Source organism: Geomicrobium sp. JCM 19038 (assembly GCF_000698125.1).
Classification (GTDB): domain Bacteria; phylum Bacillota; class Bacilli; order Bacillales; family Marinococcaceae; genus Geomicrobium_A.
In genome coordinates, this window is the sequence record NZ_BAXA01000006.1 from 20,614 (window position 1) to 35,221 (window position 14,608).

At 41.0% G+C, this 14,608-nt stretch carries 21 protein-coding genes and 1 pseudogene; 5 read left to right on the forward strand and 17 right to left on the reverse strand.

The features are described 5' to 3' along the window. Positions 1-24 precede the first annotated feature (24 nt). The 4 genes from JCM19038_RS22770 to JCM19038_RS09095 form a co-directional block, all read right to left on the reverse strand. Positions 25-276 carry a hypothetical protein gene (locus tag JCM19038_RS22770; RefSeq protein WP_042417037.1) on the reverse strand — a complete coding sequence of 84 codons (252 nt, stop codon included), beginning with the start codon at positions 274-276 and terminating at the stop codon, positions 25-27. 287 nt (positions 277-563) lie between these two features. Continuing rightward, a complete protein-coding gene (locus tag JCM19038_RS22775; protein ID WP_193745093.1) occupies positions 564-710 on the reverse strand; it encodes a hypothetical protein in 147 nt (48 codons plus the stop codon). After that, positions 686-1,003, reverse strand: coding sequence for a hypothetical protein (locus JCM19038_RS09090; RefSeq protein ID WP_042417038.1), 318 nt, complete (start codon positions 1,001-1,003; stop codon positions 686-688). The genes JCM19038_RS22775 and JCM19038_RS09090 overlap by 25 nt, the downstream gene beginning before the upstream one ends. After that, positions 987-1,421, reverse strand: a complete 435-nt coding sequence (locus JCM19038_RS09095) for a TetR/AcrR family transcriptional regulator (RefSeq protein WP_042417040.1) — start codon at positions 1,419-1,421, stop codon at positions 987-989. Before JCM19038_RS09095 ends, JCM19038_RS09090 begins: the two co-directional genes overlap by 17 nt. 145 nt (positions 1,422-1,566) lie before the next feature. Between JCM19038_RS09095 and JCM19038_RS22780 the strand changes: the two genes are divergently transcribed. Beyond that, the gene (locus JCM19038_RS22780; protein ID WP_193745094.1) at positions 1,567-1,716 is read left to right on the forward strand and encodes a hypothetical protein; all 150 of its coding nucleotides are present in this window, start codon (positions 1,567-1,569) and stop codon (positions 1,714-1,716) included. Here the strand turns inward: JCM19038_RS22780 and JCM19038_RS25455 are convergent. From JCM19038_RS25455 to JCM19038_RS09115, 5 genes are all read right to left on the reverse strand, one after another. After that, positions 1,713-1,988, reverse strand: a complete 276-nt coding sequence (locus JCM19038_RS25455; protein WP_373902719.1) for a hypothetical protein — start codon at positions 1,986-1,988, stop codon at positions 1,713-1,715. The two genes, JCM19038_RS22780 and JCM19038_RS25455, sit on opposite strands and share 4 nt — an antisense overlap. Before the next feature lie 40 nt (positions 1,989-2,028). After that, positions 2,029-2,973, reverse strand: a complete 945-nt coding sequence (locus JCM19038_RS09100; RefSeq protein ID WP_373902721.1) for an MFS transporter — start codon at positions 2,971-2,973, stop codon at positions 2,029-2,031. 181 nt (positions 2,974-3,154) lie between these two features. Beyond that, a complete protein-coding gene (locus JCM19038_RS09105) occupies positions 3,155-3,997 on the reverse strand; it encodes an ABC transporter ATP-binding protein (RefSeq protein WP_042417042.1) in 843 nt (280 codons plus the stop codon). Continuing rightward, positions 3,994-4,998 (reverse strand): iron ABC transporter permease, encoded by a 1,005-nt coding sequence (locus tag JCM19038_RS09110; protein ID WP_042417045.1) that lies wholly within the window; start codon positions 4,996-4,998, stop codon positions 3,994-3,996. Before JCM19038_RS09110 ends, JCM19038_RS09105 begins: the two co-directional genes overlap by 4 nt. 20 nt (positions 4,999-5,018) lie before the next feature. Next, entirely contained in the window at positions 5,019-6,125 is a 1,107-nt protein-coding gene (locus tag JCM19038_RS09115) for an ABC transporter substrate-binding protein (protein WP_042417047.1), read from the reverse strand. A 147-nt stretch (positions 6,126-6,272) separates the two neighbouring features. On the opposite strand from JCM19038_RS09115, the gene JCM19038_RS09120 reads away from it, so the two are divergent. Together JCM19038_RS09120 and JCM19038_RS23550 are read left to right on the forward strand one after the other, a co-directional pair. After that, the gene (locus JCM19038_RS09120; RefSeq protein WP_042417050.1) at positions 6,273-6,908 is read left to right on the forward strand and encodes a hypothetical protein; all 636 of its coding nucleotides are present in this window, start codon (positions 6,273-6,275) and stop codon (positions 6,906-6,908) included. A gap of 318 nt (positions 6,909-7,226) precedes the next feature. Continuing rightward, complete coding sequence (locus JCM19038_RS23550) at positions 7,227-7,505, forward strand: hypothetical protein (RefSeq protein ID WP_238554355.1); 279 nt, start codon at positions 7,227-7,229, stop codon at positions 7,503-7,505. Between the two features lie 53 nt (positions 7,506-7,558). Here the strand turns inward: JCM19038_RS23550 and JCM19038_RS20670 are convergent, their stop codons facing one another. Next, on the reverse strand, positions 7,559-9,223 hold the full coding sequence (locus JCM19038_RS20670) for a hypothetical protein (RefSeq protein ID WP_152549386.1): 1,665 nt from the start codon (positions 9,221-9,223) through the stop codon (positions 7,559-7,561). Further along, positions 9,154-10,050 carry a M14 family zinc carboxypeptidase gene (locus JCM19038_RS20675; RefSeq protein ID WP_052361330.1) on the reverse strand — a complete coding sequence of 299 codons (897 nt, stop codon included), beginning with the start codon at positions 10,048-10,050 and terminating at the stop codon, positions 9,154-9,156. Before JCM19038_RS20675 ends, JCM19038_RS20670 begins: the two co-directional genes overlap by 70 nt. Positions 10,051-10,353: 303 nt before the next feature. Between JCM19038_RS20675 and JCM19038_RS09135 the strand changes: the two genes are divergently transcribed. Together JCM19038_RS09135 and JCM19038_RS09140 are read left to right on the forward strand one after the other, a co-directional pair. Next, positions 10,354-10,572, forward strand: a complete 219-nt coding sequence (locus JCM19038_RS09135; protein WP_042417053.1) for a hypothetical protein — start codon at positions 10,354-10,356, stop codon at positions 10,570-10,572. Next, on the forward strand, positions 10,569-11,117 hold the full coding sequence (locus JCM19038_RS09140; protein ID WP_042417055.1) for a hypothetical protein: 549 nt from the start codon (positions 10,569-10,571) through the stop codon (positions 11,115-11,117). The genes JCM19038_RS09135 and JCM19038_RS09140 overlap by 4 nt, the downstream gene beginning before the upstream one ends. A 227-nt stretch (positions 11,118-11,344) precedes the next feature. Here the strand turns inward: JCM19038_RS09140 and JCM19038_RS25460 are convergent. From JCM19038_RS25460 to JCM19038_RS09165, 6 genes and pseudogenes are all read right to left on the reverse strand, one after another. Beyond that, positions 11,345-12,354: pseudogene (locus JCM19038_RS25460) on the reverse strand (LLM class flavin-dependent oxidoreductase). A gap of 18 nt (positions 12,355-12,372) precedes the next feature. Beyond that, positions 12,373-12,933, reverse strand: coding sequence for a pentapeptide repeat-containing protein (locus tag JCM19038_RS09150; RefSeq protein WP_042417057.1), 561 nt, complete (start codon positions 12,931-12,933; stop codon positions 12,373-12,375). A 79-nt stretch (positions 12,934-13,012) separates the two neighbouring features. Beyond that, the gene (locus tag JCM19038_RS22785; protein WP_193745095.1) at positions 13,013-13,186 is read right to left on the reverse strand and encodes a hypothetical protein; all 174 of its coding nucleotides are present in this window, start codon (positions 13,184-13,186) and stop codon (positions 13,013-13,015) included. 118 nt (positions 13,187-13,304) lie between these two features. Continuing rightward, positions 13,305-13,697: a hypothetical protein gene (locus JCM19038_RS09155; RefSeq protein ID WP_042417060.1), complete on the reverse strand. Its 393-nt coding sequence runs from the start codon at positions 13,695-13,697 to the stop codon at positions 13,305-13,307. A 22-nt stretch (positions 13,698-13,719) separates the two neighbouring features. Then, entirely contained in the window at positions 13,720-14,022 is a 303-nt protein-coding gene (locus JCM19038_RS09160; RefSeq protein WP_238554358.1) for an HNH endonuclease, read from the reverse strand. A 90-nt stretch (positions 14,023-14,112) separates the two neighbouring features. Next, entirely contained in the window at positions 14,113-14,604 is a 492-nt protein-coding gene (locus JCM19038_RS09165; protein ID WP_052361332.1) for a GNAT family N-acetyltransferase, read from the reverse strand. Between the last annotated feature and the right edge of the window lie 4 nt (positions 14,605-14,608).

A 14,608-nucleotide genomic window follows, 5' to 3' on the forward strand; every position in this document is an offset into this window, starting at 1 on the left:
CCTAAATCGGCGATTTTGTACTGATCATCGATTGAAAAAAAGAATCCATAACTGTGAGTTCCACTTACTCGTGATGCGCCCGATCGTTTGCAGCTTCCTTCGAAACTGGGCATATAGTAGGATCCCAGTGATAATAAATAATAACAGTCCGATTGTGATTCCAAATAGTAGAATAAATATCGGTATTAGTAAAACGAAAATGCCTGCAAGAAATACATAAAAGCTGGCAACTTTAGACATTTCTTCTTTATGACGTTCAAGTCGCTTATTGGCCATCCGATTAAGGCTCTATTCAGTAAAGTAATCCGCTTATTAGAATGAATCATAAAAGCGCAAAAAAAGACAAATAGGCTAATGATTAGCGCCACAAGGTTTAGCATGCGGAAGTTCCTTTCTCAAAAAGAAGATGACAGACGCTCATAAGATGCATTGCATAAACGAAAGGTTCTGATGAAACCATATGACTTGCGCAAATCGCGCTTTTTGCATACAAAACAATTCATGTCGAAATAATCTGAATAAATTCATCATATCACAATCTGGTCACGAACGAAAAGAGGCAATTAACGAATCGTTAATTGCTCTAGTCGTTTGCAATAAAACTCTAAGTCTGGTGCATCTTCAAGTGTTTTTAGCATTCCTTGAATAATAATTGCTCGAGGCTCGTCTTTTTTTGCTTCAGCCTTTAGCACATCAAGGCTTCTAACCACTCCGCCACCTTCTCTTCCGAAGCCTTCAGTCCACTTATAACTTCGGAGACACTTTCAATCACATCATCAAGTTCTTGATCATGCTTCTCTTCATGCTTTTCTTGCAAAATGTCAGATGTAATAAAAGGAGGGACGCGTTTTATAAGAAGGGATTCTTTATGATCATTTAAGCGATCGAGAATCCACTCCGCCAAATCTTTCGGGTTGATCTCTAATTCTAAATGAAGAATCGTTTGCAAATACGCCTTGTTCATACCTTCTAAGAGAATGCTCAAGTCATACACATAGCTCAACTTCTTCTCCGTATAAGAGGGTGAAGTTTTTCTTAAACCACTCGTAACGAACTTCTTTCATCTCCGTAACAAAGCTTCGTATTGCTGGATTTGTTGATAACTCTTGTTCTTGTAACTGCATAATAATGAAATCCCGATGCTTAAAAATCGTTTCGTAATGTGCTTCAAGCTGTAACAAAAATGATTCGTAAGGAGTTTCAGCTTGTTCTTTTACTTGCTGAACTTGTTCATGAAGGCTGTCATAATAATATTCATAAATTTCCACAAGTAATTGATCTTTGGAATCAAAGTGGAGGTAAAATGCTCCTTTTGAAATCCCACTAACGGTACAGATGTCTTGAATCGACGTCGGATGAAAACCTTCTGTCGCAAAAAGATGAATTGCTTTTTCTATTATCTCGGTCTTTTTCTGATTCATCAACTACACCTCATAATTATCTTACCATTGACTGACCATCCACTCAAAAGATTAATCTTCACCTAAAACACACATTCAACGTTCTAAAGTTGTGCTAAACTATATTTATGACCAGTCAGTCATCATTTATAAGGGGTGTTGTTCGATGAATGATCACGTAAGCTACAGTCAAGAAAATGATGTGCACTGCATAGACGAGCCTCAACACTGTTCAGAAGACACGATTGAAGATATTGTTCGACGCTTACAAGATCAGGGTATTGACGTGACGATTTGCCGTAGACGCCCTAATTAACGATAAAGAAACGGAGAATGATCACTCTCCGTTTCTTTATCCTTCTTCTGCCTCTCGAGAATGCTTAGCCCAAAACACAATAGGCACGAGCTCAATGCCAAGAACCCTCCTAAGAGCGATAACCAAGAGAAGCTCATCCCTGAAGCAACCATCCCACTCATTGCACCTCCTGATGCACCTGCAAGTGCAACAAAGACATCAACAGAACCTTGAACTTTCGCACGAACGCTCGGGTGTGTTCCATCCACAAGTAGTGCGGTTCCACTAATCAACCTAAATTCCAGCCGAGTCCTAACAACCCAAGTGCCACAATTAATCCAAGTAACGAGTCTGGAGCGTAAACGCCGCAAGCAGACCTGCTCCGAGCAACGTTATTGCAGAACTTACGACCATAACGGTTCGTCCAAGACGATCTACAAGAATTCCAGTAAACAATGATGGCAAATACATCGCACCAACATGAATACTAATGACAAGCCCAATCTCTCTTAAACTATGCCCATGATGTTCCATATGGACAGGCGTCATCGTCATGATAGCAACCATAATAATCTGCGTTAAGATCATGACCATTGCTCCGACAACAACACCTTTTTGCATAGGTTTTGCTTCATATGCTGCATTCTTTTGTTCCTTTGAATCTAGCAACGATTGAGCAAGAAGAAATGGATCAGGTCGTAAAAAGATAAACAACGTTAAACCTGCAAGTCCATACGCTAGTGCTGCAAGAATAAACGGTCCAGCAAGCGGTGGGATTCCTACGCTAGCAGCAAAGTCTCCCATCACATCAACAAGGTTTGGTCCGAGCACAGCTCCAAAAGTTGTCGAAACGAGTGCAATGCTCACCGCAGTGGCTCGTTGTTTTTCCGTCGCTAAATCCGTTCCCGCATAGCGTGCTTGTAGATTTGAAGCTGTCCCTGCCCCGTAAAGAAAGAGCATCATCCATAAAAGCCAAATGCTATGTAAAACGGCTGCAACTAATATCCCGATTGCCCCAACAAACCCCGCTAAAAAACCGAGGGATAACCCTACTCGGCGCCCAAGACGTTGTGACATGCGTCCAATTAAAAATGCTGCAAGTGCTGACCCTAACGTAATTAGAGCCACCGGTAAACCTGCAAGCGCTTCCCCTTGCACCATGCTTTGTGCAAGTAATGCACCGACTGTAAGTCCTGCTGCAAGCCCCGCTCCCCCAAAAAGTTGCGCAATGACTACTACGATCAGTGTTCGTTTATACACGTATGCCTGATTATTCATGATGGTGCACTTCCCTTCACTACAAATGATAGCACAAAGATGGGCAGTCATTTTAATCCACCTAAGATTCATTGTTTCATTGATTATTTACGTTAATGCACAAACCAATCAAATAAAAAAAGACTGGTCAAAGCTCGGTACATTCCGAACCTCAACCAGCCATCTCATGATAAGACGAATTCTATAGATTGAACTGCTGCGAGTCTTGCGTTGCTTCACTTAGATAGTGAGGAATCATTGATGTAAACGTTCGATCTTCTACTTCTGTCTCAACTTTCTTCACGCGTATATCAAAGTACTTTTCCATATTCTCTTCAGTCATAATTTCTTCAGTTTTACCGACAATCACAGGTTGTTGTTTTGATACCATCATGACTTGATCCCCGAAGTAAAATGCATGATTAGGGTAATGTGTATTAATAATACAAGTGATGTTTTGTTCTTTTACTAGCTTTTTAATCGTTTGTAAGATTATTTTTTGTTTTTGAATGTCTAAGTGTGATTCTGGTTCATCTAAAATTAATAGTTTAGGGTCTGCAACGAGCGTGCGTGCAATTAAAGCAAGTTGCAACTCTCCTCCACTAATTGAATTGCATGATTGATATGCAAGATGCGCAATTCCAATCGATTCCAATGCTTCCATTGCCGCAGCTTCGTCTTTTGCGGAAGGCTGTGAATAGGAGCGAATGTACATCGCTCGACCCATTGTAACCATTTCTAATACCGAATAAGCGAATGCCATTTTAGAAGCTTGTGGAACGTATCCGACGAGTTTCCAGAGCTCTCTTGAAGAATAATCTTTAATCGATTTGCCTTCAATGCGCGTCTCACCTTGCTTCCAATCTTTAAGTCCGATTAAGCATTTAAGGAATGTCGTTTTACCAGCACCATTCGGACCTAATACAGACAGAATCTCTCCTTCACAGAGTTTGAGGTTAATAGAATTTCGATATAAGAATGACGGCTCGGTCTTTTTCTTCCTTTTTCCATAATAAAAGTTCCCACCGTTGACTTCTAATTTCATTTCCAACCTCCTCCTGTACGCATTAAAAGATAAGCAAAGAATGGTGCCCCTACGATTGCAGTTAGAATTGATAACGGAATTTCAGCAGGAGTTAACGTTCGTGCTAAGTTATCAATGATTAATAAATAGGAGCCGCCAATTGATATGGATACGGGCAGTACGAAGCGATTATTGTTTCCGACAAGCATCCTTGCAATATGGGGAATAATTAACCCAACCCAGCCGATAATACCAGCAATAGACACTGCTGAAGCGGTAATAATCGTTGCTGCGAAAATGACGAGCCACCTCGTCTTCGCTACTGAAATTCCAAGTGACTTTGCTTCTTCTTCGGATAGAGAGAGTATATTAATTCTCCATCTTAAAACGAGTAAGATCACCATACCAATGATAATAAAAGGCGCCCCAATCAAAATGTCGTAGTATGATGCAGTACCGAGGCTTCCCATTAGCCAATACGTAATGGACGGGAGCTTCTCTTCAGGATCAGCAACAAATTTAATCAATGATATAAACGCTTGGAATAACGCACTCGTCACAACTCCGGCAAGGACCATCATAAAAATCGGCATTTCCTTTTTAAATCCACCTACAAGGAAAGTAATTCCGATCGCTAACATCCCTGTTATTAACGCAATAATTTGAGTGGAAAATCCGTGACCGAATAACAAGATCCCAAGAGCCGCCCCAAAACCTGCACCAGCAGAAACCCCGAGAATGTCAGGGCTAACTAACGGGTTCGCAAACATCCCTTGTAATGCCGCTCCTGCAATGGATAGACCTCCACCAATCAAGATCGCAAGGATGACTCGAGGTAAGCGTAATTGGATGACCGCTGCTTCTTCCATGTCGGTCCATGTCTGTTCAATATCCATAAACTGCGAGAGAAGAATCTGTACTTGAACCGTAAAATCTACTTCGAACCTGCCAATACTAAGTGACAATACCCCAAGGAACAAGGGAAATAGTACAAAAAATAGTCCTTTCAACGTCGCTTTCATCGCTAGTGAACATCCTTACGTTAATATTTTGCTGCCTCTGATGATGGATTTAAGACATCATAGATTTGCTCATCACTAATGTCATAATCATAAAATTTATCGTAATACGTTTTAATCTCTTCTTCTATGCTGTACTCAAACCGCTCAGGATGATTCTTCTGTGCCATCCACTTCAGCATTAAAGGTGCATCACCACTTGGTGGCATCCAGCGATAAATTCCTAATGGAATTTTGTACACTTGTTGTTCTCGAACGGCTGTTACATCGCTCCAGTCCTGTCCTCTAAACACATTGTCATACAAATCTTCTGGCTGTGTTTCTGTGAAGTTTGTTATGTAAATAATGTCAGGATCCCAGTTATACACCTGCTCCATATTTACTTCCTTTATGCCATTAATGTCGCCTTCAGCAACATCTTGACCACCCGTCGCATTGATCCAACGGTTGCCGTGGTGATTCACTCCCCCAACAGATATTTCATTTTCACTATGATATTGCAACAGCATTACACTAGGCTTCTCCTCTTCTGAGACACCTTCAAGCCCCTCATCCACTTCTGCTTGTGCCTGTCGACCTTCTTCAATAATTTGATCTGGTCGATCACTCGTGCCCGTAATTTCACCGGTAATTGAAACCCATCGTTCAAAGTTATCAAGTGGGTTATCCGTTCTCGTTGCTGTATCAAGGGCAACTGTAGGAATACCTGTCTCTTCGACTTTTTGAACTGACATTTCCTCATTGGCTCTTTCGAAATAAACGTCAGGATTTAGCTGCATGAGCGTTTCAACATTTACTTCTCCATTTTTAACAAATGATGTATTTGCATCTGCCACTGCTGGGGAAATCTCTTTAAGTATTGAGTTTATCGCTGCGTTATAGGAGTTGGGATGCATACCGACAATTTCATCCGTTGAGTTTGTTGCTACAAACCATGTTGAGAAATACGGAAGGATACTTCCCATTACGACTTGATCGATCTCACTTGGTATTTCAACTTCTCGCCCGAGTTCATCCTCAATTAATTTATGCTCAGCTGTCGTCTCAACTTCTTGCGATTCTGTATTAGAACCACAGCCGGCAAGAATCGCCATACTTACGAAACTTAAGCCGATTATTTCTTTCTTCACATGTAGCACTCCTCTAAGTTATTTATAATAAATTACTTTACAAAGATAACATTTTAAATGATAATGAGAATCGTTATCACTGACTGAGAAGTAGTTTATATCGACTTTGACAATTCGTCAACCTTAAAAATTGGAGGTACACGCTTTATGACAGACCAATCATTGCTTATGCTCGACCCTGGGCACGCGTTTGGCTTACGTAATCGTATTCACCCGTTTACACGTGAAAATTTCCATCTGATTGATCAATATGATTTTTCAACGGTTGATTTGGAACCATACAAAGGCCTTGTCATTCAAGAATTTTGTGATCAAGAGTATTTATTGCAACAACAAGATCGAATTACTGAATTTCTTCATCATGGTAAAATCGTTATTTTTTGCGGTCATCTTTTCTTGAACTTATTACCAGGTACATTCCCATTTATCCCTAAATCAGTAAGTAGTTTTCGTGATTACATCATTTCAAAAGAAAGTGAACATGAAATCTTTGAAGGAGTACTTGCGGAAGAAATGACGTTCAATAAAGGCGTTGCTGGGTTCTTCGCAAGAGGAACACATCCCCACAAAGAGGAAGTCGAAGTGCTTTTACGTTTACCTGGTGGCATGCCGACAACTTATATTGATCGCACAAGCACAAACGGAACCATTTTCGTTCATGCAGGTAAAGATTTGTTCAACTACCACGCTCAAAACAAATCAACAAACCGAATTCCAGCGCAACTATTGCAATGGGTGCATGATGAGTATGGCCGGATTCAGGGGGAAGAAAAAGATGCGTAAAATCGGAGTGATCTACAGCGGAATTGCTTCACATTATCGAACATTTAAAGAATCTAAGTACCGTAAATATGTTAACGAGTATTTCTATTTCCCTGACTTTGAACATGCTTCACTTGCAAATGTTGATATCTTAATCGTCCCTTCACAATTAAACGGAACCTTGTTAAAACAAGCGAAATCCAAAATTCAGCAGTATACCGAAGATGGAGCATCGTCGTTGCTTTTGGTCCACAACCTTGGGAGTGGATTCCTAATCAAGATTGGGAAGAACGGGAAACGAACTTCTGGTGGTGGCTCGAAGAAAATCCTAAGAGTGGATTGCATTTACAACAACCAGAACATGATTTATTTACTTATATTAGCTTGGAAGATGCGACGTGGCACCAACACGGTGTATTCTGGCCGAGCCAAGAAGCTGACAAATTAATTACAACCGAAGATGGTGGTGCAGTTCTTTACATCGATAAAACAAGTACGAAGGGAACTTGGATCGTAACGACACTTGATCCTGATTATCATTTCGGTTCGTATTTTATGCCTGCAACGGAGCGCTTCTTGAATGGGTTCTTACCTTGGTTAACACACGGGAAAATTTAGTTATTAGTCTTTACGTCAAAAACCTGCTCCACACCGGAGCAGGTCTATTTCTATTATTCATAGTAAGCAAGTAATTCTTCTGCATCATAACGAAGTTCTGTATAAGCTTCCCGAGAAAATGAATTTAAGTTCCACTGCCAAATGACGATGTTCCAATAGTTTCGTGCTGCATCATAATTGTCTTCCTCAATCACTCGTTCAGCGGCTGCCGTCAAACGATTAATCGTTGATGCGTAATAAATTTGTTCTGCATCGACTAAGTTTTCAATAGTCATCAGCGCCCGCTCTGGAGTTACGAGTTCAACTTGGCTCGACGTAAAAATGACGTTTGAAAGCAACCGATATAAATACTCTGGGTGATCTCTAAATCCTGGTTCTAAGCCCATAATCGTTACATTGGGTTTCTTTCCTTCAATGACGATTGGTTGACCAGAAGCTTCCTTTGCATCTTTCCAAAAACCCGCCTTAAAAAAATCTTCTTCTGCAAAACGTGCGACAACCTCTTCATCTGTTACGTCAGAAAACCAAATCGTATTATAGACAAAGCCTAGATCTTCTTCATCGTAACCGTGGGTAACACTCGACGGAGTGTAGTCTACGTGCACGACACCGTTACTATTTCTTGGACCTGTATGCGTCGTTGCATCACTTAGCTCTAACTGATTGACCGCTACAGAAGATGCACTTTGACCAATGGCAAAGTAATGACCTCCTGCATCGATAAATTCATGAACACGTTTCTTGTAGTCTTCTGACTCGTCAAATTGACCGCCGTTCGCAATCACAAGATCAAAGTCTTCTAGTTTATGATTAATTACATCATTTGTTGAAATTCCAGTCACTTGATACCCCATCTTGAGGAGCGCTGCCCTCGTTCCGTGATTGCTTCGATCGTTCAAAATGGCAACCTCAGGCGAGTGAATCATTGAGCCATCACGAGGAATATCAGTCGTTTCTAGATATAAATTAGAGTCCGAAATTACTGATTCCAATTGCTCATTTCGTGTAGCATCAATGTGAAAATGACCTTCTTCACTGCGAATCACTTCAACACCTTCGTTAATCAATTCATTCACGAGTTGAACAGATTCAACAGAGTTATTCAGTAGAACATAAGGTCCATCTCCAATTAATTGACCTACGCTTTCCAAAGGCTCTGTAACCGGTTCAAGTGCCACACTTACATCCTCATAGAGTGGTGTTGCTTCAAATCCCCACAGTTCAGGAATATTCCAAGCGGATACATCGTACATAGCGCTTGCTTGATCGCTAATATCTTCGCCGTCCCAAAGCAGGACGTTTGCCAAGCTTCGTTTTGCTTGATCAAGTCTTACTACATACGTACCTTCTTCATACGATTGGTCGTTCGTCTCAAATGTTTCTGTCGTCTTTTCAACGATGAGCCCATGTCGTAATAACTCATTTACCCCTTTGATCGTTGCAGATGCGTTCTGCTCATCTAGAGGTAACAAATAAGCATTTGGAAAATAACCGTCAGGATGATCGACATGTTCGAATCCCACACCGCGTTTAAAGATCTCAAGTTGATCTTTTGTCATTTCAAGTTTGTTCTCGCTCGAGAACTTCAGCGATCCCATCACTGCATCAACCATCCAACGTACACCGTCTAAACTGTTATCTGGTGTCTCTAACGTATGACCATATACTCCGTGGTGATTCGCATACATCGGTGTAAAAATCGGTGGATAATCATCCAACCGTCTTCCATATCACGATATGGAATGTAGGTGCCTTGCATGTTGCGGTAACGATCGGTTTCATACTGATCGCGATTTGTCACGAGTTCCGCTTCCATCGCCTCAGCATTCGGCATCGCCCACTTTAAATAGAGGTCATGTTCGTAATTGGGATTGTGAGGGTGGGTCGTAGGTTCAATAAGCCCCGGATTGTCATCATCATAGATGACAAATCCATGAAGGTCTAACAACACCATCGGATTCCAATCTCGAATCATGTCAATATTCACCATCGTTTCTGGTTGAGAAAGCGTAACGTGATCACGATTCAAGTCAAAACCGTTCGCATTTTGTCTTGTTCCAAGCTCCCTTCCATCTGGATTGTTGACGACATTAAACACAAGCACATGCTCGTCCAAGATCGCCAGCGTCTCCTCATCTTCTGCAAAAGCGAAACGCTCAATGAGCTCTAACACTGCGTCAGTACCAGGGAATTCGTTTCCATGAATTCCGCCAATAATCAAAATTGGCACATGAAAATCAGGTTCATCTTTAATCGTTTGTAACGACGCTGTCGGTTCAACTTGCATCGTTTCTCGAAATTCTTTTACTTCTTCAACATCAACATCCGGATGAGTGATCACAACTTCATATAAGTCCCTGCCTTGAACGCTTTGCCCAATGACCTCAAACTCCATACGCTCACTTTGATTGTATGCTTCTAGAATCGGTAGAATTTCCTCATATGGAATCGGTTCGTAAGCATTAGCCTCACTTACAATTGGTGTGAATAATAAAAATATTACAGCTATTAGTAACGGTCTCATCGAATTATGTACTCGCTTCATATCGCTGCTACTACTCTCTGCTTACTTCTTGCAGGTCCTCGATTAGTAGCAGATTCACCTCCAAAATGATAGATTTTAAGTTTTGAGTCCCAAGTGATCCTCCTTCCTCATCAAAATCCCGTTTCATTGTGCAGATCTTTCCCTATTCTTACAGTGTATAAGAAAATATCACGTTTAATCGAATTTTAACGAGATTTTCTTACACGCTTCTACAATTCAATAAGTAAGGATCATGCCTTTCGTCTAGAATTGGTGCTTTTTTAATACATTTGCTAGAATATGTAACAAGAAAGGAGTTTCACCATGCAAAAACGACCAAAACATCTGTTTTTCTTAACTTTTGCTGCTCCGCTTTCCTTCATTGTGATGGTCGGATCGATTCTTTTACTTGCCAATCCAATTCCCCCAATTGTGATTTTTGGAACGCTCACACTGCTTTATCTACTTCTCGGTGTGTACCATTACAATCGTAATAAAAAGGGTATTGATAAAAAACGTTCACAAAGGGGTGACGTCCAATGATGTCTGTCTATCCTATGGAAGGTTCATGGGTAATCACTAGTTTCGTCATCCTTTTATTTATGATTAGCATGTATGTACTTAATGGACTGATTGCAACGAGTCAGTACCCATCACTGAATGGCCAACAAAAGAAAGAGTGGAAGTCTTATCGAAGTCACCCAACGTCTACAATTCTTTGGACAATTGTCACGGCACTAACTGCAGGGCTGATTCATTATGGCGCATCGCTTAGTGAGACACTTTGGCTAACGATTCCATTAAACTTAATCGCGTTTGCGATCTTCACCTACTTATTAATGGAACTTGCCTTTCTCATCGTTGCAAACCTACTGCTTCGACTGAGGACGTTTCACCACACAGAGCAACTTGAAAAACAAATAGGACTTATCTTTATGATTGCAGCACCAGTTGTTTTTGGACTTTCCTTTCTATTAAATTGGTTTATCCTCACCTGGCTCCCACTATTTCTGTTATTATTTGGTCTTACTTTTCGCTACATTACTGAAAAAGAAGCTCAGAAGAGACGCAAAAAGAAGTCCTATTAACCCTTACCTACTCATAGTAATGATACAATTCAGAAAACACATTACCTGAGGTGATTGCCATTCTTATTGCTGGTGGGTTCTCATTGGGCTTGGGATTGGACTGTTTCTCGATTACGTCACAGCCGGTCTCCTCATTGGAGCGGGCATCGGATTGATTGCTGAATACTTCGTTCAGCGCAAAGTATAAAGCAAGCCGCTGAGAATGGTCTCAACGGCTTGCTTTTTTGTTAAAGTGAAAAGGCTTTAGCAAGTAATTCATAAGAACGATGACGAGATGCTTTCTCTGTTAACATATTTAAAATCATCACTTCATCCACTTGCGCTTCATCTGCTAAAGTTCGAATCTCTTCTTTGACTCGTTCAATGCTTCCAATAATGAACTTGCCCTTATTCTCCTCTTTCACTCGTTGTTCTTGGATCGTATACGTATGATTTGCTACTTCCTCAAGTGTTGGTGGTGGATTCGTAAACTGTCCCGTTCCCCATCGAACCCACTGCAACTCAGCTGGTCCTGCTAAGTATTCAGCTTCTTCATCGGTTTCTGCAGCAATGACCATGATCGCTAAAATGCTCTTCGGTTGCTCCATAAACACGGATGGTTTAAAGTTCTCACGATACGCCCGCAACATCGGTACGGCAAGTTGCGGAGAGATATGCGCAGCAAAAACAAAGCCTAAACCGTTGTTGGAAGCAAAGCGCATGCCGCCATCACTTGAACCGAGCATAAATTGCGCAGGTGTTAATGGCTCAGGTGCGTGTGATATCGATGCAAATGGGTGTTCATCTTTAAACTCCCCTTTAAAGTAACTCAGAAGTTCATCGAGTTGACTCGGGAAATCATCGCGCACGACTGCTTCACGGGAGCGTCTAAGCGCGAGCGCGTTAACCCATCTGTTCCAGGAGCACGTCCAATTCCTAAATCAATTCGACCTGGGTTCAAAGCTTCAAGTAATGCGAAGTTCTCTGCCACTTTTAATGGACTATGATTTGGAAGCATAATCCCCCCTGAACCGATTCGTATACGGCTCGTGTTCGCCGCTACATGTGCACTAAGTAAGTCAGGTGATGTACTCATTTGATATTTCGTATTGTGATGCTCCGCAAACCAATATCGCGTGAATCCTAATGTCTCGACGTGTTGAGCGAGCTCTGTTGAATTAATGAGCGTTTGTGTTGCGGACTCTCCGTTGTAAATCGTGGCTAAATCTAATATTGATAGTTGTATGCTTCGTTCCATTAAAAGGTTTCCCCATTTCTAGTCATCGTCACGACTCGAAGCAATTTTTGCTTCAGAAAGATCCGCATTGGTTCCTCTCATGTAGGATTGCGTTGCTCGATCAATGATGGCATTACGAAAATCGACACGACTCAAATTGCACTGTTGAAAATTGACATTTTGCAACGTTGCCCCGTAGAATGACGTGTTCTTAAGTGAACAATAACTGAACTTAACGCCTTTTAACGTCTCATGACTAAAATCACAATCATTTAATGTTGAATGTTTAAACGTCGTACTTACGAGCGTACATCCTTCAAACGACGCTTTTTTCATCGTAGAATTCGTAAACTTCACACCGGTCAAATTCGTCTCAAGAAAAATTGCATCATGCAATGTAGACGAAGAAAACTTGCTATTTTTGAAATCAGAATGAAGAAACTCTGATCCAGTCAACGTGCATGAAGAGAACTTTCCGTTTACATTTGAGATGTGTGCAAACTCCGTATTTTTTAAGTTCTCACTCGAATATTTCACACGAACTTGATCGTCGAGAGCAATATCTTTAGGTTGAACAACTTCAAAATCTTCTTCCTTCATCCATTCACTCCCCCTTATACGTTCTATTATACTTGAAATTCACATCTGCAAAAAAAGCAAGTGAATCATTAACACCGATTCACTTGCTTTCTTTGTCTTTACTTTGCTCTTCTTCGAGTCGCTTTCTACGTCTAGATAGAAAACTCGTAACTAGAATGAGCGGCATTAATACAATTGCCGTATCTCTAATCTCATTAACCCCTGTTACGATGCCAATGAGCGCAAGTACAAAAACGACGAGACAAACAGACACATTAAGTATTGTAAAAAAAAGTTACCGAGAAATTGAGGAAAAAGCTTTTTTTTGTAGACATAGGACTAGTTTATCATAAACAAACGAATGGATTCTAGAATGTACGTTTGCCAATCTTTTACGATTCAGCAACTCTCCTTAAATGCAAATGCCAAAGCACAAACATCCCAATCCATATTAACGAGAGACAAATCGCAAGAACAATCGTGTACGTCGCAAGTGTTACACCTTGATTCATATGATAAATGACCGCGCTGATCGGGGCGATGATCCCAATAATAAAGCCGTACTTTAAAAAACGTTGCTCTTTATGTCCTCGACTGACAAATGTCATCGTAAGAAATGTGGCAATGCCTGCCCCAAGTAAAGGGAGGCCTATTAAATACAAGAAGGTGTCCACAATCGTAAAACCATTATAAATGAGTACAGATGACGTAATAAGTAGTCCGACAAAGACGAGCGCAAAAGAGACTCGTAAAGAAACAGTTCGTTCGTATTCATTTAAGTCCATAACAAAACATCCTCCCTTCGCTTTATTTCCCTTTTTGCCGTTTGGCATTCGACTTTGTCGTCTTTGGAATTGTGGAAGAATGTTGCTTACGAATCCACTTAATAAATGATTGCAACTTCGGATCTTGCTGAAGCGACTCCACCGTCGTTAATCGCAGGGCAATTTCTTGGTTCGTGTAGAGAGCATGAATTTGTTTATGGCAAGGTATGCACAAAAAGGATGTCGACTCTAATACACCACCCTCTTCTTTAGGTACAAGATGATGAATCGTTCGCTTCACCTCCTGCCTGCCACACAGTTCACACGTTCCTACAGTAGCCTTCAAGGTCATTGTCCTCCTTCTAGCCAAAATCTTGTCGAATTTACTTGCATTATAGCATGAATTGCAAAATGAAAACTTCCATGACGAGCTCAATTAAAACGGTTCGTTGTCCATTTGAATCGGTGTTATAGTTCCATGGAGCCAATCGCTCCTTGTTTTTGCATAACTAAGACAATCATAGACTGTCCCATCTTCATCAATCCAACCACTTCTATAATATGCTTCTTTCACAAAGCCTGCGGCATGGAACGTTTTTCGCATCGCCATATTGTCTACACGAGTGCAGCCCTCTAATCGAATAACCTTCTCGTAATTCGTAAACGTATAATCGGTTACCCATTGCAACATGTGCTTGCCGATGCCTTTTCCACGTACATTTGAAGCTAAGCGTATGTCTAGCATTGGATTGAGATCATCAATGTCTTCTATGACAACCAAACCAATCTTTTTATCAAACTGCTCCACCCAAAACGCTAGATTTTTACCGTGATATTTTCCTTCATCAAAAGCATGTTCATACATCGCTTCACTCGATTCATGATTGCTATGATAAGGCCAGTGCTCACGTTGCAGAAACGTGAGCAACTGC

What these genes read in the sequence shown, in the direction of transcription:
- JCM19038_RS22770 (WP_042417037.1), bottom strand. Translation starts at nt 276, where the DNA reads ATGGCCAATAAGCGACTTGAACGTCATAAAGAAGAAATGTCTAAAGTT.
- JCM19038_RS09095 (WP_042417040.1), bottom strand. Translation starts at nt 1,421, where the DNA reads ATGAATCAGAAAAAGACCGAGATAATAGAAAAAGCAATTCATCTTTTT.
- JCM19038_RS22780 (WP_193745094.1), top strand. Translation starts at nt 1,567, where the DNA reads ATGAATGATCACGTAAGCTACAGTCAAGAAAATGATGTGCACTGCATA.
- JCM19038_RS09100 (WP_373902721.1), bottom strand. Translation starts at nt 2,973, where the DNA reads ATGAATAATCAGGCATACGTGTATAAACGAACACTGATCGTAGTAGTC.
- JCM19038_RS09105 (WP_042417042.1), bottom strand. Translation starts at nt 3,997, where the DNA reads ATGAAATTAGAAGTCAACGGTGGGAACTTTTATTATGGAAAAAGGAAG.
- JCM19038_RS09110 (WP_042417045.1), bottom strand. Translation starts at nt 4,998, where the DNA reads ATGAAAGCGACGTTGAAAGGACTATTTTTTGTACTATTTCCCTTGTTC.
- JCM19038_RS09120 (WP_042417050.1), top strand. Translation starts at nt 6,273, where the DNA reads ATGACAGACCAATCATTGCTTATGCTCGACCCTGGGCACGCGTTTGGC.
- JCM19038_RS20675 (WP_052361330.1), bottom strand. Translation starts at nt 10,050, where the DNA reads ATGAAGCGAGTACATAATTCGATGAGACCGTTACTAATAGCTGTAATA.
- JCM19038_RS09135 (WP_042417053.1), top strand. Translation starts at nt 10,354, where the DNA reads ATGCAAAAACGACCAAAACATCTGTTTTTCTTAACTTTTGCTGCTCCG.
- JCM19038_RS09140 (WP_042417055.1), top strand. Translation starts at nt 10,569, where the DNA reads ATGATGTCTGTCTATCCTATGGAAGGTTCATGGGTAATCACTAGTTTC.
- JCM19038_RS09150 (WP_042417057.1), bottom strand. Translation starts at nt 12,933, where the DNA reads ATGAAGGAAGAAGATTTTGAAGTTGTTCAACCTAAAGATATTGCTCTC.
- JCM19038_RS09155 (WP_042417060.1), bottom strand. Translation starts at nt 13,697, where the DNA reads ATGGACTTAAATGAATACGAACGAACTGTTTCTTTACGAGTCTCTTTT.